The organism is Salinimicrobium profundisediminis (assembly GCF_026241755.1).
In the GTDB taxonomy this organism is placed as follows: Bacteria; Bacteroidota; Bacteroidia; order Flavobacteriales; family Flavobacteriaceae; genus Salinimicrobium; species Salinimicrobium profundisediminis.
The window spans coordinates 117,005-138,484 of record NZ_JAPJDA010000002.1 but is presented as its reverse complement, the minus strand read 5'-3'; the positions used below and the strand labels follow the sequence as shown (position 1 = coordinate 138,484).

Sequence of the window (21,480 nt, the reverse complement as noted above, 5' to 3'; positions counted from 1 at the left end):
AGTGCATCTGTGGCCTTCTTTTCAATTAACAATAAGCAATTAACAAGGAACAGGAATTGTTTGCGGTCTTTGCGCAACCTCCGCGGACTTTGCGTGATAAAACCTGAGTAAACAGGTCTGGGTGGAAAGAAAGATTCATGAATTCGTGGCCTTCATTTCAATTAACAATTATCAATAAACAATGAACAGGAATCTTGGCGGCCTCTGCGAATTCCTTTGCGTCCTTTGCGTGATTAAGCCTGAGTAATCGGTCTGAGTGGAAAAAAAGATTCGTGAATTCGTGGCCTTCTTTTTCAATTAGCAATTATTTAATAAACAATGAACAGGAACTGAATTAATCAAAAATTACTATTTTTAAAAGTATGGAAAAAGGCTGTCTTGAATGTGGAGAAAAAATTGTGGGGAGAACAGATAAAAAGTTCTGCAGCGATTACTGTCGCAATGCATATAACAACAATCTCAACAAAGACAGCAAGAATCTGGTGCGCAACGTTAATAACCAGTTGCGCAAAAACTACCGTATTCTCGAAGAGCTAAATCCCGATGGGAAAATTAAACTTTCCAAATCAAAACTGCTTACCAAAGGCTTTAATTTCGATTATTTCACCAGCATATATACTACAAAGACCGGGAATACCTACTACTTCGTTTATGACCAGGGATATCTGCCGCTTGAAGGGGATTTTTATGCACTTGTAAAGAGGATCTAAGAGCCCCAGCTTTGTCCTTTCAGGGCAAGTGCTGCCCTAAGAACATCACTCTGGCTTAATTGCCCTACAAGTTTGCCGTTGCTTACTATAGGAAAGCGACGAAACCTATGTTCAATGAATTTTTTTGCTGCTTCAAGCACATTCATTTCAGCATCTATAGTAATAGCGTCGCAGGTCATTCGTTTTTCCACAAGGTTGTCATCCATCGGCAGATTATAATACCTGCTGTCTGAGATATGTTTTATACAATCCCCTTCAGAGATCACTCCCTGCAAATTATAATCCTCGTCCACCACACAGGCACCCGATATTTTATGATGCATTAGTTGCTCCATCACTTCAATAACAGTTTGATGTTTTCTGAAGGTCACCAGGTCTGTCGTCATATAATCTTTCACGCACATTGGAGTACTTGCAGCTTTTTCGGGCTCGGCCCTTCTTCCTTGAAAACTCTTTATTCCCATAGCACAAGTATTTGATTGTTAGCTCTTAAAATATGAATTTCCTACAATAATATAAAGGGAGTTGGCAATACTTTAAGATTTTTGGACAGCCAGCTTAGTTGTTGAACTGCTTTTAAATATATTTGAATATGGCTAAAAATATTCAGGCACTTATTGCGCTTCTGGTTCTTATTGCAGGTATCACCTGGAGTGTGCAGGGAACACGCCCCTATGTAGATTTAGATAAAGAAGTACCAGCTAATGAATTCTCTACGGCCCGGGCTTTTAAACACGTTCAGGCATTGGCGCAGCAACCTCACTATGTGGGTAGTGCGGCGCATTCACATGCCCGAAATTATATTGTAGATCAACTTGAAAACCTGGGGCTTCTCATTGAAATGCAGGAAGGGTTTACCCTTAATAAAACAGGTACTTTAGTACGTTCACAAAATATCCTGGCACGAATAGCAGGCAAGGGTGAGGGGCCGGCGCTGCTTCTTATGTCACACTATGATAGTGCAATGCATTCTTCGCCGGGCGCCAGTGATGCAGCCAGCGGCGTGGCAACCATACTTGAAGCTATCAGGGCGTATCGTGCTTCGGGGAATGTTCCCGCTAATGACATTATCCTTCTTTTTACCGATGCCGAAGAGCTGGGCCTCAACGGTGCCGAATTGTTTGTAAAAGAACACCCGTGGGCTGCAAATGTTGGGCTGGCCCTCAATTTTGAATCTCGTGGTAGTGGAGGGAATTCTTTTATGCTGCTTGAGACCAATGGTGGAAATAAAGCCTTAATTGATCTTTTTACTGAAGCCGAAGTCCCTTATCCCGTCACAAATTCCCTGGCTTACAGCGTTTATAAAATGCTGCCCAACGATACCGATCTTACTGTGCTGCGCGAGCAAGGGAATATCAACGGACTCAATTTTGCTTTTATCGATGATCACTTCGACTATCACACGGCTACAGATATTCCTGAAAATCTTGATGCACGTACGCTGGCCCACCAGGGCAGTTATTTAATGCCCTTGCTGAAGTATTCGGCTTCGGCACCACTCAGCAGTCTAAATTCTGAAGAAGATGTGCTATTTTTTGATATTCCAGGCCTCAATTTAGTAACGTATCCATACAGCTGGGTCTTTCCCCTGTTGTTCATTTCGCTTCTTTTGCTACTTGCCGTAATTATCTTTGGGATGCTGAAGAAAAAGCTGAAGGTGAAACCAATGCTGAAAGGCTTTTTGCCATTGCTGCTATCGCTTTTCCTGGCTGGGTTGGCAGGTTATTTCTTTTGGGAATTCGCCCTTTGGTTTTACCCGCAGTACCAGGAAATGGAGCACGGCTTTACTTACAATGGTTACTGGTACCTTGCAGCCATAATCTTCCTGGCCCTCGCCATTTGTTTTTACGTTTATCACAGGTTCCGGAAGCCTCAAAATACACATGAACTCCTGGTAGCGCCGCTTATTTTGTGGTGGATTATAATTGCCCTGGCTGCAGTCTACTTAAAAGGGGCGGCATATTTCGTGCTTCCGCTTATGTTTGGAATTGTACAGCTATTCATTTTGATCCTCGATTTAAAATGGAAATTGATCCTCCTGGCCTTTTTGAGCCTGCCGGCCATCTTTATTCTCATGCCGTTCATCCTGTCGTTCCCGGTTGCATTGGGGCTTAAAATGCTCTTTCTGTCGGCTGTTCTGGTGGTGCTTTTATTCGTGCTGTTGTGGCCGGTTTTTGGAGCGCTAAGGAGTAATCAGCTTTTTGGGTTCGTGTGTTTTGTGATTTTTATAGGGCTCTTCCTTGTTGCACATTTTAAATCGGAATTCAATGAGGCACGTCCACGGCCCAACAGCCTGGTCTACGTGGCCGATAAGGATAGGAATATAGCCACCTGGAACACTTATGATGCCGGGCTCGATACCTTTACTGCAGCTTATTTTGAAGATGCTGAAGTTGCACAACAAGAGAATTGGTTTGGGAGCAAGAACGGCAGCAGTTTTAGTAAAACTGCCCCGGCACCACAAATTATGCTGCCTGCACCCTATATCTCTGTTCAAAAAGCCAGTAACGAAGCTGAAGGAGAGGATGTGTACCACGTAAAAATTGCTCCAAACCGGGAGATCAATCGAATGGCCCTTTTTGCCGATAAAGCCGTTAATTTTAAATCTTTTAAAGCCAACGGACTGGAAGCAGGTTACCTTCAACCCGGCCAGAGTGAGCTTCACGTTCACAAAAGCAGGTGGAGGGACCAGTTGTTGTCTTATTACGCCGTTAGTAAAGACACCCTGCGCCTGGAAATGACTGTTGAAGAGGGACTGCAGCCCAAAATCACCCTCTTGGAGGCATCCTATGACCTGTTTGAGAATACGCAGTTGCAGGTGCCTGCCCGCGATGAGGCTATGATTCCGCGGCCTTTTGTGCTGAATGATGCTGTTGTGGTGAAGAAAACGTTTATTTTAAAGTAAAGCACCAAATTTCAAGCACCAAATTCCAAAATAGACACAAAACAAATTACAGATATTAATGTCATCAATCGTAAAATATTTTTTCTCACGTCACACGTCTGTTCTAACTTCGTACTTCTAAAATCTAACTTTTCATAATTTGAAAAACATCTCCATACTCGGAACCGGCTGGCTGGGATTCCCGCTGGCTAAAATGCTAATGGCTGAAGGCCTTTCGGTAAAGGGCTCTACAACTTCTGCTGAAAAACTTCCGGTTTTAAAACAGGCAGGTGTTGAAGCTTTTCAAATAAAAGTTACTTCGGAAGGTGTTGAGGGAAACATTGAAGATTTCCTTTCCAAAAATGGCATTTTGATCGTTGATTTTCCCCCTGGACTTCGCAAGAACCCGGAAGTAAATTATTCCGAAGCTATAAAAAAGCTGGCTGAAGCTATTGAAACTTCAGGTGTCAAAAAGGTCATTTTTGTGTCTTCAATTTCCGTTTATGAAGAGACAGAAAGCTTTCCTGTTTATACCGAAGATACTCAACCAAATGCCACTTCAGCTTCTGGGAAAGAGATCATTTCCGCAGAAAAAATTCTTCTTGAAAATGCCATTTTTGACACTACAGTAATTCGCTTTGGCGGACTCTATGGTGCGGGACGGCACCCTGTGAAGTACCTTGCCGGCAGGAGCGGACTCGCAAATCCGTTAGGGCCTGTAAATCTCATTCACCTGGAAGATTGCCTGCAGGTGATAAAAAAGGTACTCGAAAATGACATTTTTGGAGAGGTATACAATGCTGTTTTTCCCCTGAATCCGCCGAAGGAGAAATATTATCAGCAAAAAGCACGGGAAATGGAGTTGGAGCTTCCGCAATTCGATCAATCCCGGCCATCTGTGGGGAAAGTGATTTCAGCTTCAAAAGTGATGCGGCAGCTGGGAGTAGAATTCAGCGCCGGAATTTGATGAATATCGACGGCACGGATTGCAAATCCGCGCCAGCTGTTCATGTCTTTTCACGATGAGGTTTGTTGGTTGAGATTTGTGTCCGGTATTTTTATTCATATGATTGCTGCTGGTCAGTATCGGCCCAGATTGCAAATCCGCGCCAACCAATTAACTACTCTTTTGGAATTTAGAATTTGACATTTGGTGCTTGAAGATTGGATTTTGGTGCTTCTTAATAGGATATTTTAATCTTAATAACTTTTGAAACTTTGCAGTGGCATCATACCTCCGTTTTTTTAGATTTGAGGTTTTGAAAAATTCGAGGATAGCCTATGAGCGCATTTGTGATAAGTAAAAGAGATAATGGGAATTATAAGTTCACTTTTGCCTCCCGGAAGGGAAAAACCATCTTCACCAGCATTGCCTGCAGGGAAAAAACCGACTGTGAAAAGATCATAGAGACAATTCAGGGGGAGCTCGATTCTTTCACATTCAGGAAGGCCAGAACGGGTTCGGGAAAATATTTTTTCAGGATTACCCGCGGCGGATTTGTCCTGGCCACCAGCCGAAAATTCTCTACGGAATTAATGCTTCAAAAAGGTATTGATCAATTCTTAAAGTATGTCCCCGAAGCCGAAACACTGGATTTCTCTTTAAATGAAGATGTTTTTGCTGAGGTTGAAGAAGAAGAATGATCTTTCTTATTAATTGAATATTTTTTGGGGAATTGCTGTGGGAATTGCTGTGGAGACGTTGCATGCAACGTCTGTACTTCTCCATTTCTTCTCCATTTCTTCTCCATTTCTTCTCCATTTCTTCTCCATTTCTTCTCCATTTCCTCCATTTCATTCATTTTCTCCATTTCTTTCCCCATTCTTTTCTCTTCTATTCTATCTTCTCTTCCTCATTCTTTCTGCATTTTCTCATTCTCTTCCTCATTTTTCTTTCCTTTTTTCTCTATTTTCTTTAGAACATTTTCGGGGGTGAAAAAGGTGCCTAAAATGTCATTTTTGAGAGGAGTTTTTCTTCTGAAGAAAAGCAATCGGCTTCAAAATATCTTTCCGAAGAAAATTCAGATTAAGTTTCGAGAACAGGGGATTCACTTTCCTTTTTCACCAGGAACATCACATAAACCAGCAGGCCACAGGCAATTAAAGAAAGCAGGATCATGACGTTCCATGTGAGGGCGTACCCGAATTTGTTGATCATCTGCATTCCGGAATTGTGGCCAAAAATATGTCCTATTGAAAAGGCGATACTGTACAAAGCCATGTAGGATCCCTGTTTTCCACCTTCGGCTCTTTTGAGGGCAAAGCTGTTTGAAAACGGAAATGCGATCATTTCGCCAAGGGTCAAAAAAATCATTCCTACAAGCAGAATTCCCACCCATCCTGTAAGATTGATAAGCATAAAACTGATGGCGACAAGTATAGAGCCCGTGATGACGTGGAAAAGCGTGGAACGGACTTTTGCTTCCAGGTATTTGATGAGGGGCATTTCAAACAGGAAGATGAGGAAACCGTTTAAGCCCAGTAAAACTCCAATCTCGAACTCGCTTAGAAAATGCACTTCGGCGTAATATAAGGGGATGGTAGAGAAATACTGCAGAAAAACAAACCCAAACAAGATCATGGCACCAATGAAAACCAGGTAAGGTTTGTCTTTCATCATGGACTTCGGAATGCTGAGGATCTCTTTAGGATTTTCAACAGCTTTCTTAGGATGAAGCAGTTTTAGGAGCAGAAAACCTGCTGTGATACAGGTGATACCATCTACCCAGAAGAGTCCGCCGTAACCGGCACCTGCAATGATCAATCCGCCAACGGCGGGACCTGCGGAAAATCCGAGATTGATAGCGAGCCTTATTAGTGTGATAGATCGAGTGCGGTTTTGAGGTTTGCTGTAGGCGTTAATGGCGACAAAAACTGCGGGCCTAAAAGTGTCGGCTACCAGCATTACGATAAAGATTCCGGCGCAAATTCCCCAGAAAGTGGTGGGAAACTGCAAAAAGATAAATAGGACGCCCGAAATGAGCAGGCTAAAGGCCATGGTTTTGTAGTGGCCAATCCTGTCGACAAGTTTCCCGCCCAGCCAGGAGCCGGCGACGGAACCCAGGCCAAAGAAAGTGAGGATCCAGCCTACTTCTTCGAGAGAAAATCCGCGGTTTTTAGTCAAGTACAGCGAAAGGAACGGAATCACCATGGTTCCCGCACGGTTGATGAAGGTGATAAACGCCAGCAGCCATACCTCCCGCCTCAGGTCGCTGAATGATCCTATATACGCCTTAAATAATCGCTGTAACATTGCTGAAAATAAAAGGCTGAAATTAAATTAAAAATGGATTGGTTTGGTTGCTGCTGCCAGTATTTTTTTAGTAGCCGCAGTTTACAGTTTTAGAAGTTCTTGCTACTGCGATGTTCACTATGGGGCAATTATATCTGTTTTTTGCTTAATTCATGGAGTTTTAAGATGGTTTTCCAATTCCTGGTGGTAGCTCCAACTTTTAATTTCTTCTCAAAAAAATTGTTGTTCAGTTTTGTTTGGTGGTATTTACCTTCGCAAAAAATGAATACCTCTTTTTCTGCGATTTTAAATTTATCGGGGTCGTAGTTAAAGGTTTGTGTTTTTTCTAAATTTTCTTTCGAAGGTTTTTCCTTTAAAAAGGTCAGATGTAATTGATTGATGTCTGTATTTTTATCATAAAACGGATTCTTACGATTCAAAGTCTGCAGTTCTTCTGAATCCCGAACAATGACAGGTACTTCAAACCCAAATTTTTCTTTAATAGCATCTTCAAGTAAATCTTCCAGCTTAGTGTTTTTTAGTTGAGAATTGAAAAGGAGATTGCCACTTTGTATGTAAGTTTCTATTTGTTCCAACTCCAATTTTTCACATAAGGCTTTTAGATCGGCCATCAGGATCTTTCTTTTTCCACCAACATTTATTCCTCTTAAGATTGCGATTTTTTTGTTCATCTGGATGTTAATTGGGGTTAGTGAAATATCATTTTTGGAAGGTACAGGTTTTTTTAGGTAATTTTTTTATGATCAGTGGAATTTGTCTTCTTTCCATTTTGCCGGATTATTTTTGATGTAGTTGGAAATGTTTTGAAAAGAAATTTCATTCCGGATGATGATATCATAGAAGCGGGTTTGCCATTCAAAATCAAATTCCAGCCGGTGGGCATGTTTTGTAGTGGCCGATTTATATGATCTTATTATTGTTGAGATGGAATTGGATTTTGGGGAAATCTTTGCCATTTGGGAGTGCTTCTGGGGATGCTCCTGAGACGTTGCACGCAACGTCTGTACGGGATCATTCAAATGATTCCCCCGGGAATCATTTTTTGGATCTAATCGATCCCCAATTCTTCCTTCTTCAATATTTTCTTTGGAAATATTTTCTTTCGGGATTTCCGGATTATTAAGGATCAGAATGCCGTGGATGTGGTTGGGCATCACTACAAAATTGTCTAAATGCACGTAGGATGTGTGGTGCGGAATTTCATGCCATAAGATATCTGCAATCACACCTGTGGGAGAGAATTCCATTTTTCCGTTTTTAATCTCCCCGAAGTAATGTTTTCTATTAGCCGTGCAGATGGTGATAAAGTACGCAGCATTCCATCTGTAATCCCAGCTTTCGAGTCGGGCAGATTTTATCCGGTATTTGTTTTTAAAAAGGTCGGCCATCGGGGCACCTGCTTAATGATTGTGTTGCTAATTCCGGTTGAATTAATCTTCTTCCAAAGTGAATTAAGATATAAAAATTTAAATATCAATTGTCTATGAGATGAAAGTTTCTGTAAAGAGAGGGGGTAAAATGCCATTTTTGAGAGGTGTTGATGGGGGATGGTGCGGCTTCGGCTTCGGAGACGTTGCATGCAACGTCTGTACCTTCTTTTTTTTGAATAATTCCTGGCGGAATTATTTTTAATCCCGCAGGGATTAATATTCTTTTTCCTGCGGAAAAAAAGAAAGCCCCTCCGGAAGAGGGGCTTAAAATGTCATTTTTGAAAGGTATTACCAGATCTTCACTCGGTTTTCTGGAGCTACGTACATTGGATCTCCTTCCTGGATATTGAAGGCTTCGTAGAAGGCATCAATATTCTGAAGTGGCACGTAAGCCCTGTATTCTCCCGGGGAGTGTGGATCTGTTTTGATCCTGTTGCGTAGTGCTTCTTCTCTCATCTTGGTTCTCCAAACGGTAGCCCAGCTCATAAAGAATCGCTGCTCGGGGGTGAATCCGTCTATTTTTCCGGGATTTCCATGCTCTTTCAGGTGGATCTGGAGACCGTCATAAGCTGCGTTTACACCTCCAAGGTCACCAATGTTCTCACCTAAAGTGAATTTTCCGTTGATATAAACTGAATCCAGTACTTCAATGGCGCTGTACTGGTCGGCCAGTCTTCCGCCAAGGTTTTCAAATTGTTCAAGGTCTTTCTCGCTCCACCAGTTGTTCAGGTTGCCATCGGCGTCAAAACGCGAACCACTGTCGTCAAAGCCGTGAGAGATCTCGTGGCCAATCACTGCTCCAATTCCGCCGTAATTCACAGCAGCATCGGCTTTATAATCGTAGAAAGGTGGCTGTAGAATGGCCGCCGGGAACACGATCTCATTGTAAAGCGGGTTGTAATAAGCATTCACAATTTGTGGCGCCATAAACCATTCGCTCTTGTCTACAGGTTTTCCAAGTTCGGCGATATCTTCTTCCACGCTCCATTTTGCAATGTTGAGCATATTCTGGAAGTATGATCCTCCATTTGCAGGTTCTTTGATCTCTATGCTGCTGTAATCTTTCCACTCATCGGGATATCCTACCTTGATCTTTGTGGTGCCCAGTTTTTGCTTGGCCTTTACCTTGGTGCTGTCGCTCATCCAGGTAAGGTTGTCAATCCTGTTTTCAAAAGCTTTTACCACGTTTTCAATCATTTCTTCAGCTTTTTGTTTTGCTTCAGCCGGGAAATGTTCTTCTACGTATAGTTTTCCAAGAGCTTCTCCCACAGTCTGGTTGATTGTAGCAAGGGCACGCTCGTTACGTGGAAGTTGTTTTTGTGCACCACGAAGGGTCTTTTCATAGAATTCCCAGTTGGCATCTTCAATTTCGGTAGTTAGCATTCCTGCTGCATCGTTGAAAAGAGACCATCTAAGATATTCTTTCCAATCCTCTACATTTTGGGAAGCCAATGTCTTTTGAACGGCTTCCATGTAACGGGGCTGGCTCACTATAATGGTATCTACGCCGGTAACACCAATGGCTTCAAAATAACTGTTCCAGTTTACTGCCGGAACTTTATTCTGAAGTTCGGTAACTGTCATTGGATTATAAGTATTTCGGGCGTCACGACGCTCTACCTTGTCCAGCATTGGTTGCGCAAGCGCAGTTTCAAACTCGAGGATAGTTTCTGCCTTTTTTGCTGCCTCTTCTTCAGAATCACCTAAGTACTGAAGCATTTTGGTAACATGAGCTACATATTTCTCACGCTTATCTTTTGAATCTGCATCTTCAGCAATGTAATAATCCCTGTCTGGCAGGCCAAGACCTCCCGGAGATAAGTAAGCTGCGTTCATGTTAGAATTCTTTGCATCGGCACCTACACCAAAGCTGAAGAATCCGCCGCCGCCATACATTTGCATCTCCTCAAGATAAGTCTGCACGTCTTCTTTGGTCTTGATAGCCGCAATCTTGTCGAGGTAAGGCTGAATAGGCTGAATGCCCTGCTCGTTACGGGCCACGGTATCCATGATAGTTTTGTAGAGATAAACTGCCTTAGCCTGGTCGCTGTTGCCGTCAAGGCTGTCGCTGTTCGCTGCACCTTCTAAAAGAGCAAGTGCATCGGCATCGGTCTTTTCGCGAAGTTCGTTAAAACTTCCCCATACGGTTTTGTCTTCAGGGATCTCGTTAGTGTCCAGCCAACGGCCGTTCACGTACCTAAAGAAATTTTCCTGCGGAGTCACGGTGGTGTCCATATAGGCAAGATTGATCCCGCGTGGTTCTTCGGCTTCAACTTCTTTGTCGTTCTTACAGCTGGTGAAAGCTGCTGTAGCCATAAAAGAAAGGAGAAAACCTTTACTTATTCTGTTCATATTTTTGGTAAATTTTAATTGTGGCGAAAATTAGTGAAAAGGAATGAATATTTAGCTTCTGCCACAGCTACTTATTGAGCTCTTAAATGAGACATTAATTTCCTGTCAAAATCGGCTTTTAGAGAGGTAACAGCATCTACATTCTCATTTGGAATAGCAATGGATAGCACGTAATGTTTGATCTTCCATTTCCCCGACTCATTTACAGCGACCCCACTCCCACGGCAAATGCCCATTTGAGTATCCAGGAGTTCATCGAACCAAGCGGTTTCTCCATCTTCAGCAAAAAAGATATTTCGTTCCAGGGTTGAGAAGCTCCAGGCCTTCCCGCGGTCAAAATATGGCTTTGACCATTGCATGAATTCCTGTTTGTTCCAGTTCTCTGTAGGATCTGTCCCTATAAAAACAGATTCATCAGCCATTAAGTTGAAGTAGTCTTCATAATCGGCCTGGGCAGCCGCGGCGTGCCAGTTCTCCAGCAATTGGTTCACCTGAGTTTGGGAAGTTTGCCCAAAAGCAAAGCTTCCGAAGAAAAACAGGAGTGTCAAAAATGGAATTTTTCGCATAGGTTTTTAGGTTTTTATAATTTATAGTCTGTAGACTTTAGTGGGTAGACGGGATAAAAATTGATAATAATTAAGTTCTTATAAATTTTCCTTTTCGGCATCAAGCGCAACGAAATTTTTAATGGCCTCGTTGGGTTCAATGATGTTATACCCGCTCCAGAAATCGGGGTTGTATGTTTTAAAGGTTTTATACTCAAAATCATCGGTTGCAGCAATATTATCGAAGCTTCCGGGAGCCATGGCTTCGGTTTGATATACTACCAGCTGTAGCTTCACGATTTCGCTCACCCTAAGATCGAGGTCAAGGTCGAGTTCATTTTGTTTGCGGCGGCCTTTAACGTGTTTGTTCTTTTCAATAATGGTGAGTGGCCGCTTAATTCCCACGGTTTCCCCGGTTTCGCGCTCCAGGTAACTCAGGTTGTATTTTCCGGCTTCGTCTTTTACAAAGATCATCTTGCCGCGGTAAACATCATCGGCAGTGCTAATTCCAAAGAGACGAAATTTCTTTAATGGCTTCACATTTTCGTATTCCAAACGATGTACCCCATAATCTAACGTATTGACGTACATCCTGCCTTTAAAATCGGCTCCTCTTTTGGGTTCAAAATCTATGACGTAAACGGTATTGTTGTCAATATACGCGTAGCCGTTGAGGTTGTATTTGTACTTGTTCGACTTGTCAAAAAGGTTAAAAGTAATGTCCTCTTTCCAGAACATACCGTTCATAAGCCTTTTTACATTAGCACCTGAACTCTCCTGTAGATACTTTCTGCTTTTAACCCTGGCTTTTTCTTTTTCTTCGGGAGTTTTTTCTTCCTTTTTTTCTGATACTACCAGTCCTTCTTTCAATTCGTCTTCATCTACCTTAAACCCTATGATCCCCGATTTTATCTTCAGGTAAGAACGTTCTTTTAAGGTGTTCATGAAGAGCGTGTTGAAATTTTCGGTAATCTCCTCCAGGTTTTTCATGCTCTGCGGATTGTAAAGGTTTGCCGCTTTGATGATGTTGACCTTCTGGGTGTCATAGTTCCCGTACATGTCGGCCAAAACTTCTTTATACGAATCGGAAACTTTAGGGATTTTTGCAGAGATCTCATTCATGAGGTCCTGATCAATCCCTTCAATCGTGCTCTTATCTACCTCCATATTAAACCGGCGTACATAACTGGTGCCAGATTGTCTTAAGAAGACCCTCTTCTTGCTGTTGTCAAAGTTGTAGTTGTGATTAACCTCTTCTTTGACTTTTTCTAAAATTTCTTTTGCTGAAAGGTTCTTGTTAGAAAGGAAGACTTCGCCCAGTTCAATAGATGCGGGTTTTAGGTAAATAATTCCTTCGGAAATTTCAGCGGGGGTAACCTCAAGGAGTTCGTACCCTAAAGAGGAGATCTTCACTATTTCGGGAAGTTTATCTTCTTCGGCATTATAGCTGAAGTAGCCTTCTTCATTGGTAACGAGTCCGCGGTTTTCACCAAAAACAACATTCGCGTAAGGGATAGGTTGTTTAGTACCGGCATCAAGCACTTTGGCTTTGATTTCCTGTGCCTGAACAAAAGCAGCCTGGAGAAACAGAAAGAATACTAAGAGGGATTTCATTGAGAATGTTTTGTTTATAGACGTCATTCTGAAGCAATTGTTACAAAATTTTAGCGGTGGCAGGATTAACAAAAAACTAACTTAATACAATTGGCAGCAGGAACAAGGGTTGTTACCTTTAGAAAAACACCTTTTTTTATGACACGATCTTTCTGGAAATCAGCCGCCCCGAACACGAACTTCCCCAAACTGAATGAAAATATTAGTGCCGAAATAGCCATTATTGGGGGAGGGATTACCGGCATTACAACCGCATACCTTTTGGCAAAATCGGGTAAAAAGGTAGTGCTTCTTGAAGCAGGTACTATAAGTGGAGGAACCACTGGCGATTCTACAGGAAACCTCTACGCTATGGTAGATAAGCGCCTGCATCACATTCAAAGCAAATGGAATGAAGATACAGCTTCAAGAGTGGCGCAATCGCGGGGACAGGCAGTAAACCTGGTAGAGGAACTGGTAAATAAATACCAGATTAATTGCAGTTTTAAGCGCGTGCCGTGGTATCTATTTAGCGAGACAGAAAAAAAGGACGAGACCATAGAGAAGGAGATCAAAGCTGCTGCTCATTACAGGTTGCCGGTAGAAGAAGTACACGACTTACCCATACCTGTAAAAGTGAGTATGGCGATAAAGGTAGAAGGGCAGGCCCAGTTCAATCCTGCTGCGTTTGTGAGGGGGCTTGCAGAAAAAATTGACAGTGCAAATTGCAGGATCTTCGAAAATTCGGAGGTCCACCATATTGAAAAGGAGGAAGATCTTGTACTTTCAACCGATAGCGCTAAAGTAACTGCCAAAAAGGTCATTTTAGCCACCCATACTCCCAAGGGAATTTATGGCTTGCAAACCGCACTTTATCCTTACCGGGAATATGCAATTGCAGCTAAATTAAACTCAGGTGATTTTCCCGATGGTATTTACTGGGACACAGAGGCCGACTTTCATACTTCAATGCGCACATACAGCAAGGGAGAAGATAATTATGTGCTGGTGTTAGGTGGCCATCACAAAGTTGGACAGGAGGATGATTACAGCTGTTTCTTCAAAAAGTTGGAACAGAATGCCAGAAAACATTTTGATGTTGCTTCAATAGATTATGAGTGGAGTGCACAGCATTACAAACCTGCAGATGGGTTGCCGTATATAGGCGAAAGTTCTGATGACAATATTTATATCGCCACAGGTTTTTCTACAGATGGACTTACGTATGGGGTGCTTTCGGCTATGATCTTAAATGACCAGCTTAATAACAGGGAAAATGAGTGGAGTGATCTCTATAAAGCATCCAGGTTCACCCCTGTTAAGTCGGCAAAGAATTTCATCAAGGAAAACCTCAATGTAGCCAAACAATACATCAAAGACCTGCCTGGAAAAGCTGAAGCCGGTTCTTTTGATGAAATTGCTGCCGACCAGGGAAAAGTAGTGGAAGTAGAGAATGAAAAATGGGCTGTTTTTAAAGATGAAAAGGGACAGGTACATTGCCAGTCGGCCGTTTGTACCCATATGGATTGTATAGTAGACTGGAACGATGCCGAGAAAAGCTGGGATTGCCCCTGTCACGGAAGCAGGTTCAAGGCAACAGGAGAAGTGATTGAAGGTCCTGCCTTTTTACCGCTGGCGCCTAAGGATCCTGCAGCGAGGGAGAAAGAATAGTTATTTACCGCTCAGGTGATCAATGCTTAGTAAAGTTCCAGGAGGCAGTTTTATTTTAGATTATACAATATTTAATATACCTTTTTCCTTTAAAAGGTTTACCGCTTATTGCACAGATTCGCCAAGATGTTTTTTGAAAAATTGTTGTGAATTTGGTGTTTGAATATTTAAAAAAGTCTTGCCTTTAGTCTCGTGATTCTTGTTTCCGTTTAAATCACTGCCTTTCAACATTTCTGCGAAATAGGGGAATGGTTCCGGTACTGTCGGGTTCCAGGGGCTCTTGAAATTCCCGGTCAAGTTCCGTTTCAAAATTTTCAGGGGTCTTCAGGAAAAGTTCGTTGAGCTGCAACTTGAAATTATCAAATTCGGTGATCATGTCTTCAGCAAGATCAAGTATTTCGTCGGGGTTCTTTTGTTTTTTATTTGAAAGTTGATGGAGTATCTGTGCTTTGGTATAGAGAACATTGGCACGGGCTTCAACCGCTGTGCTTTTTAAAGAATCAGGAATGGTGGTACGCAGGTTTTCCATGATCTGTACGAGATTATTTGCCGAGCTGAGTATTTCCTGCCCTGTACTGTTTTCTAAATTCTGAATTTCGTTCTGTGCAGTGGCGTATGCGAGCCACTCTCCGGCAACCTCCCTGGCTTTAGGTAAAAGATTTACCGAGCGGGTAGTGTTTACCTCCAAAGGATCTAAAAATGATTTTTCAGAATCAATTGGAGAAACCGGTGCTTCCTGTTTTTCTCCGCAGGAAAAGAAGGAGACAAAACTCAATAACAGAACAATTTTTCTCATTTTCTAAAGATATGCTTTTCGTACAGTTTTTTTAAGTCATTATATCCAAAATGGCCCCGGATTTAGGACCAGGGAATTTCTCATCTTTCCTGAATTGAATATCTTTGCTGCTACTTAAAAAAAGAAACTTTTATGGCTTCAAAGATATTGATAATTGGTGCTTGCGGGCAAATAGGAACCGAACTTACTATGGCCCTGCGGGAAAAACAGGGAAAAGATAATATAATTGCCTGTGACATTAGGGAAGGAAGCAAAGAGCTGATGGCTTCTGGCCCTTTTGAGATCGCCGATGCTACCAACTATCATCAAATTGAAGACCTTGTTATTCAATATGATATTGATGAAGTATACTTAATGGCAGCAATGCTGAGTGCTACAGCCGAAAAGTTTCCCATGAAAGGCTGGGCATTGAACATGGATTCTTTGTTCCACGTTCTTAACCTTGCAAAAGATGGAAAAGTGAGCAAGGTTTTTTGGCCGTCAAGTATTGCTGTATTTGGGCCTACCACGCCTAAACAAAATACTCCTCAAACCACTATCATGGAGCCAACTACGGTTTATGGAATAAGCAAACAGGCCGGGGAGCGCTGGTGTGAATATTATCACAGGAAATTTGGCGTTGATGTAAGAAGTATCCGTTATCCGGGGTTGATTAGTTATAAGACACTGCCCGGCGGTGGTACTACAGATTATGCTGTGGAGATTTACCATGAGGCCCTGAAAACCGAAAAATATACCTCTTTCCTAAAAGAGGATACCGAGCTGCCTATGATGTTTATGGATGATGCTATTAGAGCCACGATTTCTTTAATGGAAGCCCCGGCTGAGAATGTGAAAATAAGATCTTCTTACAATCTTTCTGCTCTTAACTTCACTCCAGAGACACTTGCTGCTTCAATACAAAAACATATTCCTGATTTTGAAATTTCTTACGATCCCGATTTTAGACAGGCAATAGCCGATTCGTGGCCATCAAGCATTGATGATTCTGCTGCCCGCCAGGACTGGGGCTGGAGGCATGAATTTGACCTCGAGAAAATGACTTCCCAAATGTTGGAAGGAATCAAGGAAGTACATCATGTATAAAACCAAAAAAAGTCCTGCACAGTGTGCAGGACTTTTTGATTGAGCTAAAAACTAATATGATTAGTTGATTACGCGCACTCTAGTTGCGGTCAATCCTTTTCTTCCTTCTTCTTCCTCATACTCAACTTTGTCTCCTTCATTAAGAGTTTCTCCGTTAAGTCCTGTAACGTGAACAAAGATGTCTCTTCCTGTGTCGTCGTTGGTGATGAATCCGTAACCTTTTGATTCATTGAAAAATTTAACTGTACCTTCCATTGTAAAAAAATAATAATTAATAAAGTACAAACATAATCCAATTATTGAAACAGGGGTTAATCAAATTGTTATTTATTTCTAAAAATTTTAAAACGTGGCAGTTACTTCTTTTTCCGATCGTTCATTTTCTTCAAATTTTCATCGGAAAGCGTGTAATCTTTTAATTTTTTTCCACGCCAGCGAAGTACCAGGAACATGGGTAAGAGAAAGAAAACTGTTGCAAGCACAGAGAGCCCAACAATCCTGTCTCCTAATGCCTGATCATCCTGCATAATATAAAACCCCGCTAAAAAGGAGATCCCGATTAAAATGGCCACTATCTGGGTAAGAATGGATAAAACTTTCATACGGTTACTTCTATTAACTTCTTCCTGTAGGCAGTAAGAAGCTTAGATTTTGATACAAACCCAAGATACTTATTCTTTCGCACTACCGGAAGGTTCCAGGCATCAGTTTCCTGAAATTTTTTCATTATGGTTTTTGGGCTGTCTTTTTCTTCATCAATAATATCGGGTGCTGCCTGCATAAGTTCTTCAATCTTTACGCTGTCGTAAAGTTTTTTGTCAAACATTATTGGTCTTATGTCGTCCAGCAATAGCACACCCATAAAGTTATTGTCGCTATCTACCACGGGAAAAATATTCCGCGATGATTTTACCACACCTTCCTTCACAATCTCACCCAAAGTCATGCCTGTCTTTAAAGTAACAAAGTTCCTTTCTATAACCTGCTTTATATTCATGAGGGTAAGTACTGCATGATCTTTATTATGTGTGATCAGCTCTCCGCGTTTTGCCAGTTCACTGGTGTATACTGAATGTGGCAGGAACCTGGTAGTGATCATAAAAGATATTGCTGAAGTGATCATGAGCGGCACAAAAAGTTCGTATCCATGAGTGAGCTCAGCAATCAGGAAGATGGCAGTAAGAGGTGCGTGAAGCACTCCCGCCATTAGCCCGGCCATTCCCACGAGGGTAAAATTACTTACCGATAATGGACTTCTTAATACATTAATGTGGTTCATGAACAAAGCAAAGCAATGCCCCATGGTGCTTCCCATAAATAGAACGGGAGCAAATATCCCTCCAATTCCACCGGCGTTAAAAGTAAGCGAAGTGGCCACAATTTTGAAGATCACCAGCCCGGCAAGGAGCGCAATGATTACCCAAAAATTGTCTAGGTATTCATTGAATAAGCTACTGCCCAAAGCTTCAAGATAATCTTCTTGCAGCAAATTATTTATTACATTATAACCTTCTCCATACAGCGGCGGAATGAGAAAAAGAAGCACTCCCAGTGCTCCTCCTCCCACAAGTAAGCGGTGAAAAGGAGAATCCAGCCGTTTAAATAATTTATTGATCCAGAAATAAACTTTTGTAAAGTAGATGGAGCAGAGGCTTGCCAATACGCCCAGGAGGATGTAATAAGGCACATCACTCATTTCAAAGCTGTCTTTAAGGCTAAAAGGCAAAATAATATCTGAACCAAAGAAAAAGTATGAAGTAAGTATAGCAGAAACTGAAGCCAGTAACAAAGGTAGAAGGGAGGCCAGGGTGAGGTCCAGGCTAAAAACTTCAATGGCGAATACAATTGCCGCAATGGGAGCCTTGAAGATACTTGACATGGCACCGGCTGCCGCACAACTAATGAGTAAGGTGCGGGTCGCCTGGTTCATGTTAAAAGCTCTCGAGATATTTGAACCCAGGGACGCTCCTGTTGCTACTGTGGGGCCTTCAAGCCCTACAGATCCTCCAAACCCTACCGTGATAGGTGCTGTGAGTATGGAGGCATACATTTGCATGGGCTTCATAAGCCCTTTTTTCTTTGAAATGGCGTACAAAGTTGAAGGTATACCGTGCCCTATGGGATGTCTTATCCCATACCTTGCTATGAATAGTGTAAGTGCCAGCCCAACTATAGGAAAGATGAAGTAGAAAGCATGATGATAGTTTACAATTAGCTCCCCTTCAAGTAAACGCTGAATAAAGTGGGTGAGGTTCTTGATCACCACAGCTGCCAAACCTGCAGTAAAACCTATGAGGGCCGCCAGTATCATTACAAACTGCTGCAAAGAAAGGTGTTTGGTTCTCCAAATCAAAAACCTTGTAAATAACGGATTCCTGCTTTTAGTACTCATAGTAATAAAGAAAAAAATGTCCTGACAGGCAGGACATTTATATTAGGAATTAACTTGTAACTTTAAGTTTAGCTCTTTAAGTTGATCTTCACTTATTCTTGCCGGAGCATCTATCATCACATCGCGGCCCGAGTTGTTTTTAGGGAAAGCGATGTAATCACGTATAGTTTCCTGTCCACCCAGTATGGCAACAAGCCTGTCAAAACCAAAGGCTATACCGCCATGTGGTGGTGCGCCATATTGAAATGCATCCATGAGGAAGCCAAATTGAGCCTTAGCTTCTTCGGGTGTAAATCCAAGATGGTTAAACATCATTGCCTGCGTATTCTTGTCATGAATTCTTATGGAGCCTCCTCCAATCTCGTTTCCATTGAGCACCAGGTCATAGGCATTGGCTCTAACTTTCCCGGGTTCGGTGTCAAGTAATTTGATGTCTTCGGGTTTTGGGGAAGTGAAAGGGTGGTGCATGGCGTGATACCTTCCTGTTTCTTCATCCCACTCCAAAAGGGGAAAATCAACCACCCATAGCGGTGCAAATTCGTCGGCTTTTCTTAATCCCAGTTCATTGCCCAGGTGCATTCTTAGTGCACTTAACTGGGTTCGGGTTTTATCGGCATCACCTGCCATTACCAGGATAAGGTCTCCTGCTTTTGCTCCTGTTCTCTCTGCCCATGCTTTTAGATCTTCTTCCGAATAAAATTTGTCAACCGAAGATTTTAGAGATCCGTCTTCGTTGTATTTTACCCAAACCAATCCGTTAGCACCAATCTGAGGTCTTTTTACCCAGTCAATAAGTTTATCGATCTCTTTTCTTGTATAGGAAGCAGCACCGGGAACCGCAATTCCTACTACCAGTTCCTGTTGATCAAAAACATTGAAGCCTTTGTTCTTGGCCAGGTCATTAAGTTCGCCGAATTCCATTCCAAAACGAATGTCGGGTTTGTCATTTCCGTATTTCTTCATGGCCTGCTCATAGGTCATGCGCGGGAATTTGGTAATCTCAACGCCTTTAACTGCTTTGATGAGGTTACGTGTAAAATCTTCAAACATGTTTAAGATATCTTCCTGCTCCACAAAAGCCATTTCACAGTCAATTTGTGTGAACTCCGGCTGCCTGTCTGCACGCAAATCTTCATCTCTAAAACATTTTACGATCTGGAAATATTTATCCATTCCGCCTACCATAAGCAGTTGCTTAAAAGTTTGTGGCGATTGCGGTAAAGCGTAAAACTGTCCTTCATTCATGCGGCTGGGCACCACAAAATCTCTCGCACCTTCGGGCGTAGATTTAATTAATACGGGAGTTTCAACCTCAATAAATCCTTTTTCTGATAAAAGTTTACGCACTTCCATAGCCACTTTACTGCGGAAGATGAGTTTGTTCTTCACCGGGTTACGTCTTATGTCGAGGTAGCGATACTTCATCCTAAGGTCTTCGCCTCCATCAGTTTCATCTTCTATAGTAAACGGCGGAAGTTGAGCCGAATTAAGAATATTTAATTCTGAAACCAGGATCTCCACATCACCAGTCGGCATGTTTGGGTTTTTGGATTCCCGCTCAATGACTTCTCCTTTCACCTGAATCACAAACTCACGACCCAGCTGGGAAGCTTTTTCCATGATCTCTTTTGGGGTGCGTTTCTCGTCAAAAATAAGCTGGGTAAGGCCATACCTGTCCCGTAGATCAACCCACACCATAAATCCTTTATCCCTGGTCTTTTGTACCCATCCTGAGAGGGTTACTTGCTTTCCTTGGTCTTCTATTCTTAATTCCCCGCAGGTATGACTTCTGTACATAATCGTTTTGATCTTTTAGAGGGGCAAAAATAAGAAGAACTCACGGGATTGAAAGAAGATTGGAAAAAGTAATCGAGAAAATTTGAATCTAAATTTAAAGAGGTGCCAAAAATGGCATTTTTGGGAGGTCTTCCCGAAAATGATTTTGGCTTTCAGGCTTTTGGCTTTTAACGTGGAATTAATTGCCAATGATTATAATTTTTTCCCGCTGATCATTTAGAGCACAAACATTTTTTCGCCACGAATCCACGAATTTTCTGTTTTTTTCTGAAGTTTTTAGTAAATGAATACTTTGGGCTCTTGAGAAATGTCTGCCACAGATGCACAGATGATTTTATTTAAAAATTTCTATTTCGTTCCTGCCTGTGACAAGGCATAAATTGGAATTTGGTACTTGACTATTTCTTATTTATTACGTGAGGTTGGCGCGGATTTGCAATCCGTGTCGTGTACAATCTTTATTTGCCACGAATCCATGAATTTTCTCTGTTTTTTCTGAAGTTTTTTGTGAATGAAAATTTTGGGCTCTTGTGAAATTTTTACCACACATTCACAGATGATTTTTTTTAAAAATTTCTATTTCGTTCCTGCCTGTGACAAGGCATAAATTTGAATTTGGTGCTTGAGTATTTCTCTTTATTATGTGAGGTTGGTACGGATTTGTAATCCGTGCCGTGTACAAACATTTTTTCGCCACGAATCCACGAATTTTCTGTTTTTTTTCTGAAGTTTTTTGTGAACAAAACTTTGGACTCTTGAGAAATTTCTGCCACAGATGCACAGATGATTTTATTTAAAAATTTCTATTTCGTTCCTGCCTGTGACAAGGCATAAATTGGAATTTGGTGCTTGTATATTTCTTATTTATTATGTGAGGTTGGCGCGGATTTGTAATCCGTGCCGTGTACAAACATTTCTTTGCCACGAATCCACGAATTTTCTGTTTTCTTCTGAAGTTTATTGTGAACGAA

18 protein-coding genes are annotated in these 21,480 nt (G+C 41.9%); 6 read left to right on the top strand and 12 right to left on the bottom strand.

The window, feature by feature from the left end; translation table 11 throughout:
* Positions 1-362: 362 nt before the first annotated feature.
* Positions 363-710, top strand: a complete 348-nt coding sequence (locus OQ279_RS01780; RefSeq protein ID WP_266068049.1) for a hypothetical protein — start codon at positions 363-365, stop codon at positions 708-710.
* On the opposite strand, the gene OQ279_RS01775 is transcribed toward OQ279_RS01780, so the two are convergent.
* Positions 707-1,174, bottom strand: coding sequence for a CBS domain-containing protein (locus tag OQ279_RS01775; RefSeq protein ID WP_266068048.1), 468 nt, complete (start codon positions 1,172-1,174; stop codon positions 707-709). The two genes, OQ279_RS01780 and OQ279_RS01775, sit on opposite strands and share 4 nt — an antisense overlap.
* Positions 1,175-1,302: 128 nt before the next feature.
* Here OQ279_RS01775 and OQ279_RS01770 point away from each other — a divergent pair, with 128 nt between their 5' ends.
* The 3 genes from OQ279_RS01770 to OQ279_RS01760 all read left to right on the top strand — a co-directional run bounded on the left by OQ279_RS01770 (position 1,303) and on the right by OQ279_RS01760 (position 5,238).
* Positions 1,303-3,615, top strand: coding sequence for a M20/M25/M40 family metallo-hydrolase (locus OQ279_RS01770; protein ID WP_266068046.1), 2,313 nt, complete (start codon positions 1,303-1,305; stop codon positions 3,613-3,615).
* A gap of 139 nt (positions 3,616-3,754) precedes the next feature.
* Positions 3,755-4,561, top strand: coding sequence for an NAD(P)H-binding protein (locus OQ279_RS01765; RefSeq protein ID WP_266068045.1), 807 nt, complete (start codon positions 3,755-3,757; stop codon positions 4,559-4,561).
* 314 nt (positions 4,562-4,875) lie between these two features.
* Positions 4,876-5,238 carry a DUF1508 domain-containing protein gene (locus OQ279_RS01760; protein WP_266068043.1) on the top strand — a complete coding sequence of 121 codons (363 nt, stop codon included), beginning with the start codon at positions 4,876-4,878 and terminating at the stop codon, positions 5,236-5,238.
* A 382-nt stretch (positions 5,239-5,620) separates the two neighbouring features.
* Here the strand turns inward: OQ279_RS01760 and OQ279_RS01755 are convergent, their stop codons facing one another.
* The 6 genes from OQ279_RS01755 to OQ279_RS01730 form a co-directional block, all read right to left on the bottom strand.
* Positions 5,621-6,847 carry an MDR family MFS transporter gene (locus tag OQ279_RS01755; protein ID WP_266068042.1) on the bottom strand — a complete coding sequence of 409 codons (1,227 nt, stop codon included), beginning with the start codon at positions 6,845-6,847 and terminating at the stop codon, positions 5,621-5,623.
* A 128-nt stretch (positions 6,848-6,975) separates the two neighbouring features.
* Positions 6,976-7,518, bottom strand: coding sequence for a DUF1697 domain-containing protein (locus OQ279_RS01750; protein ID WP_266068041.1), 543 nt, complete (start codon positions 7,516-7,518; stop codon positions 6,976-6,978).
* Positions 7,519-7,590: 72 nt separating this feature from the next.
* A complete protein-coding gene (locus tag OQ279_RS01745; protein WP_266068040.1) occupies positions 7,591-8,235 on the bottom strand; it encodes a transposase in 645 nt (214 codons plus the stop codon).
* Between the two features lie 330 nt (positions 8,236-8,565).
* A complete protein-coding gene (locus OQ279_RS01740) occupies positions 8,566-10,629 on the bottom strand; it encodes a M13 family metallopeptidase (RefSeq protein WP_370866483.1) in 2,064 nt (687 codons plus the stop codon).
* Between the two features lie 71 nt (positions 10,630-10,700).
* Entirely contained in the window at positions 10,701-11,195 is a 495-nt protein-coding gene (locus OQ279_RS01735) for a nuclear transport factor 2 family protein (RefSeq protein ID WP_266068039.1), read from the bottom strand.
* A gap of 78 nt (positions 11,196-11,273) precedes the next feature.
* Positions 11,274-12,788, bottom strand: a complete 1,515-nt coding sequence (locus OQ279_RS01730) for a carboxypeptidase-like regulatory domain-containing protein (RefSeq protein WP_266068038.1) — start codon at positions 12,786-12,788, stop codon at positions 11,274-11,276.
* A 138-nt stretch (positions 12,789-12,926) separates the two neighbouring features.
* On the opposite strand from OQ279_RS01730, the gene OQ279_RS01725 reads away from it, so the two are divergent.
* Positions 12,927-14,438, top strand: coding sequence for an FAD-dependent oxidoreductase (locus tag OQ279_RS01725; protein WP_266068037.1), 1,512 nt, complete (start codon positions 12,927-12,929; stop codon positions 14,436-14,438).
* Between the two features lie 214 nt (positions 14,439-14,652).
* Here the strand turns inward: OQ279_RS01725 and OQ279_RS01720 are convergent, their stop codons facing one another.
* The gene (locus tag OQ279_RS01720; protein WP_266068036.1) at positions 14,653-15,234 is read right to left on the bottom strand and encodes a hypothetical protein; all 582 of its coding nucleotides are present in this window, start codon (positions 15,232-15,234) and stop codon (positions 14,653-14,655) included.
* Between the two features lie 132 nt (positions 15,235-15,366).
* Here OQ279_RS01720 and OQ279_RS01715 point away from each other — a divergent pair, with 132 nt between their 5' ends.
* Entirely contained in the window at positions 15,367-16,320 is a 954-nt protein-coding gene (locus OQ279_RS01715) for an NAD-dependent epimerase/dehydratase family protein (protein WP_266068035.1), read from the top strand.
* 60 nt (positions 16,321-16,380) lie between these two features.
* Here OQ279_RS01715 and OQ279_RS01710 read toward each other — a convergent pair whose 3' ends face one another.
* From OQ279_RS01710 to aspS, 4 genes are all read right to left on the bottom strand, one after another.
* Positions 16,381-16,575, bottom strand: coding sequence for a cold-shock protein (locus OQ279_RS01710; protein WP_228914110.1), 195 nt, complete (start codon positions 16,573-16,575; stop codon positions 16,381-16,383).
* 101 nt (positions 16,576-16,676) lie between these two features.
* Positions 16,677-16,922 carry a hypothetical protein gene (locus OQ279_RS01705; RefSeq protein ID WP_266068034.1) on the bottom strand — a complete coding sequence of 82 codons (246 nt, stop codon included), beginning with the start codon at positions 16,920-16,922 and terminating at the stop codon, positions 16,677-16,679.
* Complete coding sequence (locus OQ279_RS01700; RefSeq protein ID WP_266068033.1) at positions 16,919-18,712, bottom strand: chloride channel protein; 1,794 nt, start codon at positions 18,710-18,712, stop codon at positions 16,919-16,921. The genes OQ279_RS01705 and OQ279_RS01700 overlap by 4 nt, the downstream gene beginning before the upstream one ends.
* Before the next feature lie 42 nt (positions 18,713-18,754).
* Positions 18,755-20,509 carry an aspartate--tRNA ligase gene (gene aspS, locus OQ279_RS01695; RefSeq protein WP_266068032.1) on the bottom strand — a complete coding sequence of 585 codons (1,755 nt, stop codon included), beginning with the start codon at positions 20,507-20,509 and terminating at the stop codon, positions 18,755-18,757.
* Between the last annotated feature and the right edge of the window lie 971 nt (positions 20,510-21,480).

What these genes read in the sequence shown, in the direction of transcription:
- OQ279_RS01780 (WP_266068049.1), top strand. Translation starts at nt 363, where the DNA reads ATGGAAAAAGGCTGTCTTGAATGTGGAGAAAAAATTGTGGGGAGAACA.
- OQ279_RS01775 (WP_266068048.1), bottom strand. Translation starts at nt 1,174, where the DNA reads ATGGGAATAAAGAGTTTTCAAGGAAGAAGGGCCGAGCCCGAAAAAGCT.
- OQ279_RS01770 (WP_266068046.1), top strand. Translation starts at nt 1,303, where the DNA reads ATGGCTAAAAATATTCAGGCACTTATTGCGCTTCTGGTTCTTATTGCA.
- OQ279_RS01760 (WP_266068043.1), top strand. Translation starts at nt 4,876, where the DNA reads ATGAGCGCATTTGTGATAAGTAAAAGAGATAATGGGAATTATAAGTTC.
- OQ279_RS01755 (WP_266068042.1), bottom strand. Translation starts at nt 6,847, where the DNA reads ATGTTACAGCGATTATTTAAGGCGTATATAGGATCATTCAGCGACCTG.
- OQ279_RS01750 (WP_266068041.1), bottom strand. Translation starts at nt 7,518, where the DNA reads ATGAACAAAAAAATCGCAATCTTAAGAGGAATAAATGTTGGTGGAAAA.
- OQ279_RS01745 (WP_266068040.1), bottom strand. Translation starts at nt 8,235, where the DNA reads ATGGCCGACCTTTTTAAAAACAAATACCGGATAAAATCTGCCCGACTC.
- OQ279_RS01740 (WP_370866483.1), bottom strand. Translation starts at nt 10,629, where the DNA reads ATGAACAGAATAAGTAAAGGTTTTCTCCTTTCTTTTATGGCTACAGCA.
- OQ279_RS01735 (WP_266068039.1), bottom strand. Translation starts at nt 11,195, where the DNA reads ATGCGAAAAATTCCATTTTTGACACTCCTGTTTTTCTTCGGAAGCTTT.
- OQ279_RS01730 (WP_266068038.1), bottom strand. Translation starts at nt 12,788, where the DNA reads ATGAAATCCCTCTTAGTATTCTTTCTGTTTCTCCAGGCTGCTTTTGTT.
- OQ279_RS01725 (WP_266068037.1), top strand. Translation starts at nt 12,927, where the DNA reads ATGACACGATCTTTCTGGAAATCAGCCGCCCCGAACACGAACTTCCCC.
- OQ279_RS01720 (WP_266068036.1), bottom strand. Translation starts at nt 15,234, where the DNA reads ATGAGAAAAATTGTTCTGTTATTGAGTTTTGTCTCCTTCTTTTCCTGC.
- OQ279_RS01715 (WP_266068035.1), top strand. Translation starts at nt 15,367, where the DNA reads ATGGCTTCAAAGATATTGATAATTGGTGCTTGCGGGCAAATAGGAACC.
- OQ279_RS01710 (WP_228914110.1), bottom strand. Translation starts at nt 16,575, where the DNA reads ATGGAAGGTACAGTTAAATTTTTCAATGAATCAAAAGGTTACGGATTC.
- OQ279_RS01705 (WP_266068034.1), bottom strand. Translation starts at nt 16,922, where the DNA reads ATGAAAGTTTTATCCATTCTTACCCAGATAGTGGCCATTTTAATCGGG.
- OQ279_RS01700 (WP_266068033.1), bottom strand. Translation starts at nt 18,712, where the DNA reads ATGAGTACTAAAAGCAGGAATCCGTTATTTACAAGGTTTTTGATTTGG.
- aspS (WP_266068032.1), bottom strand. Translation starts at nt 20,509, where the DNA reads ATGTACAGAAGTCATACCTGCGGGGAATTAAGAATAGAAGACCAAGGA.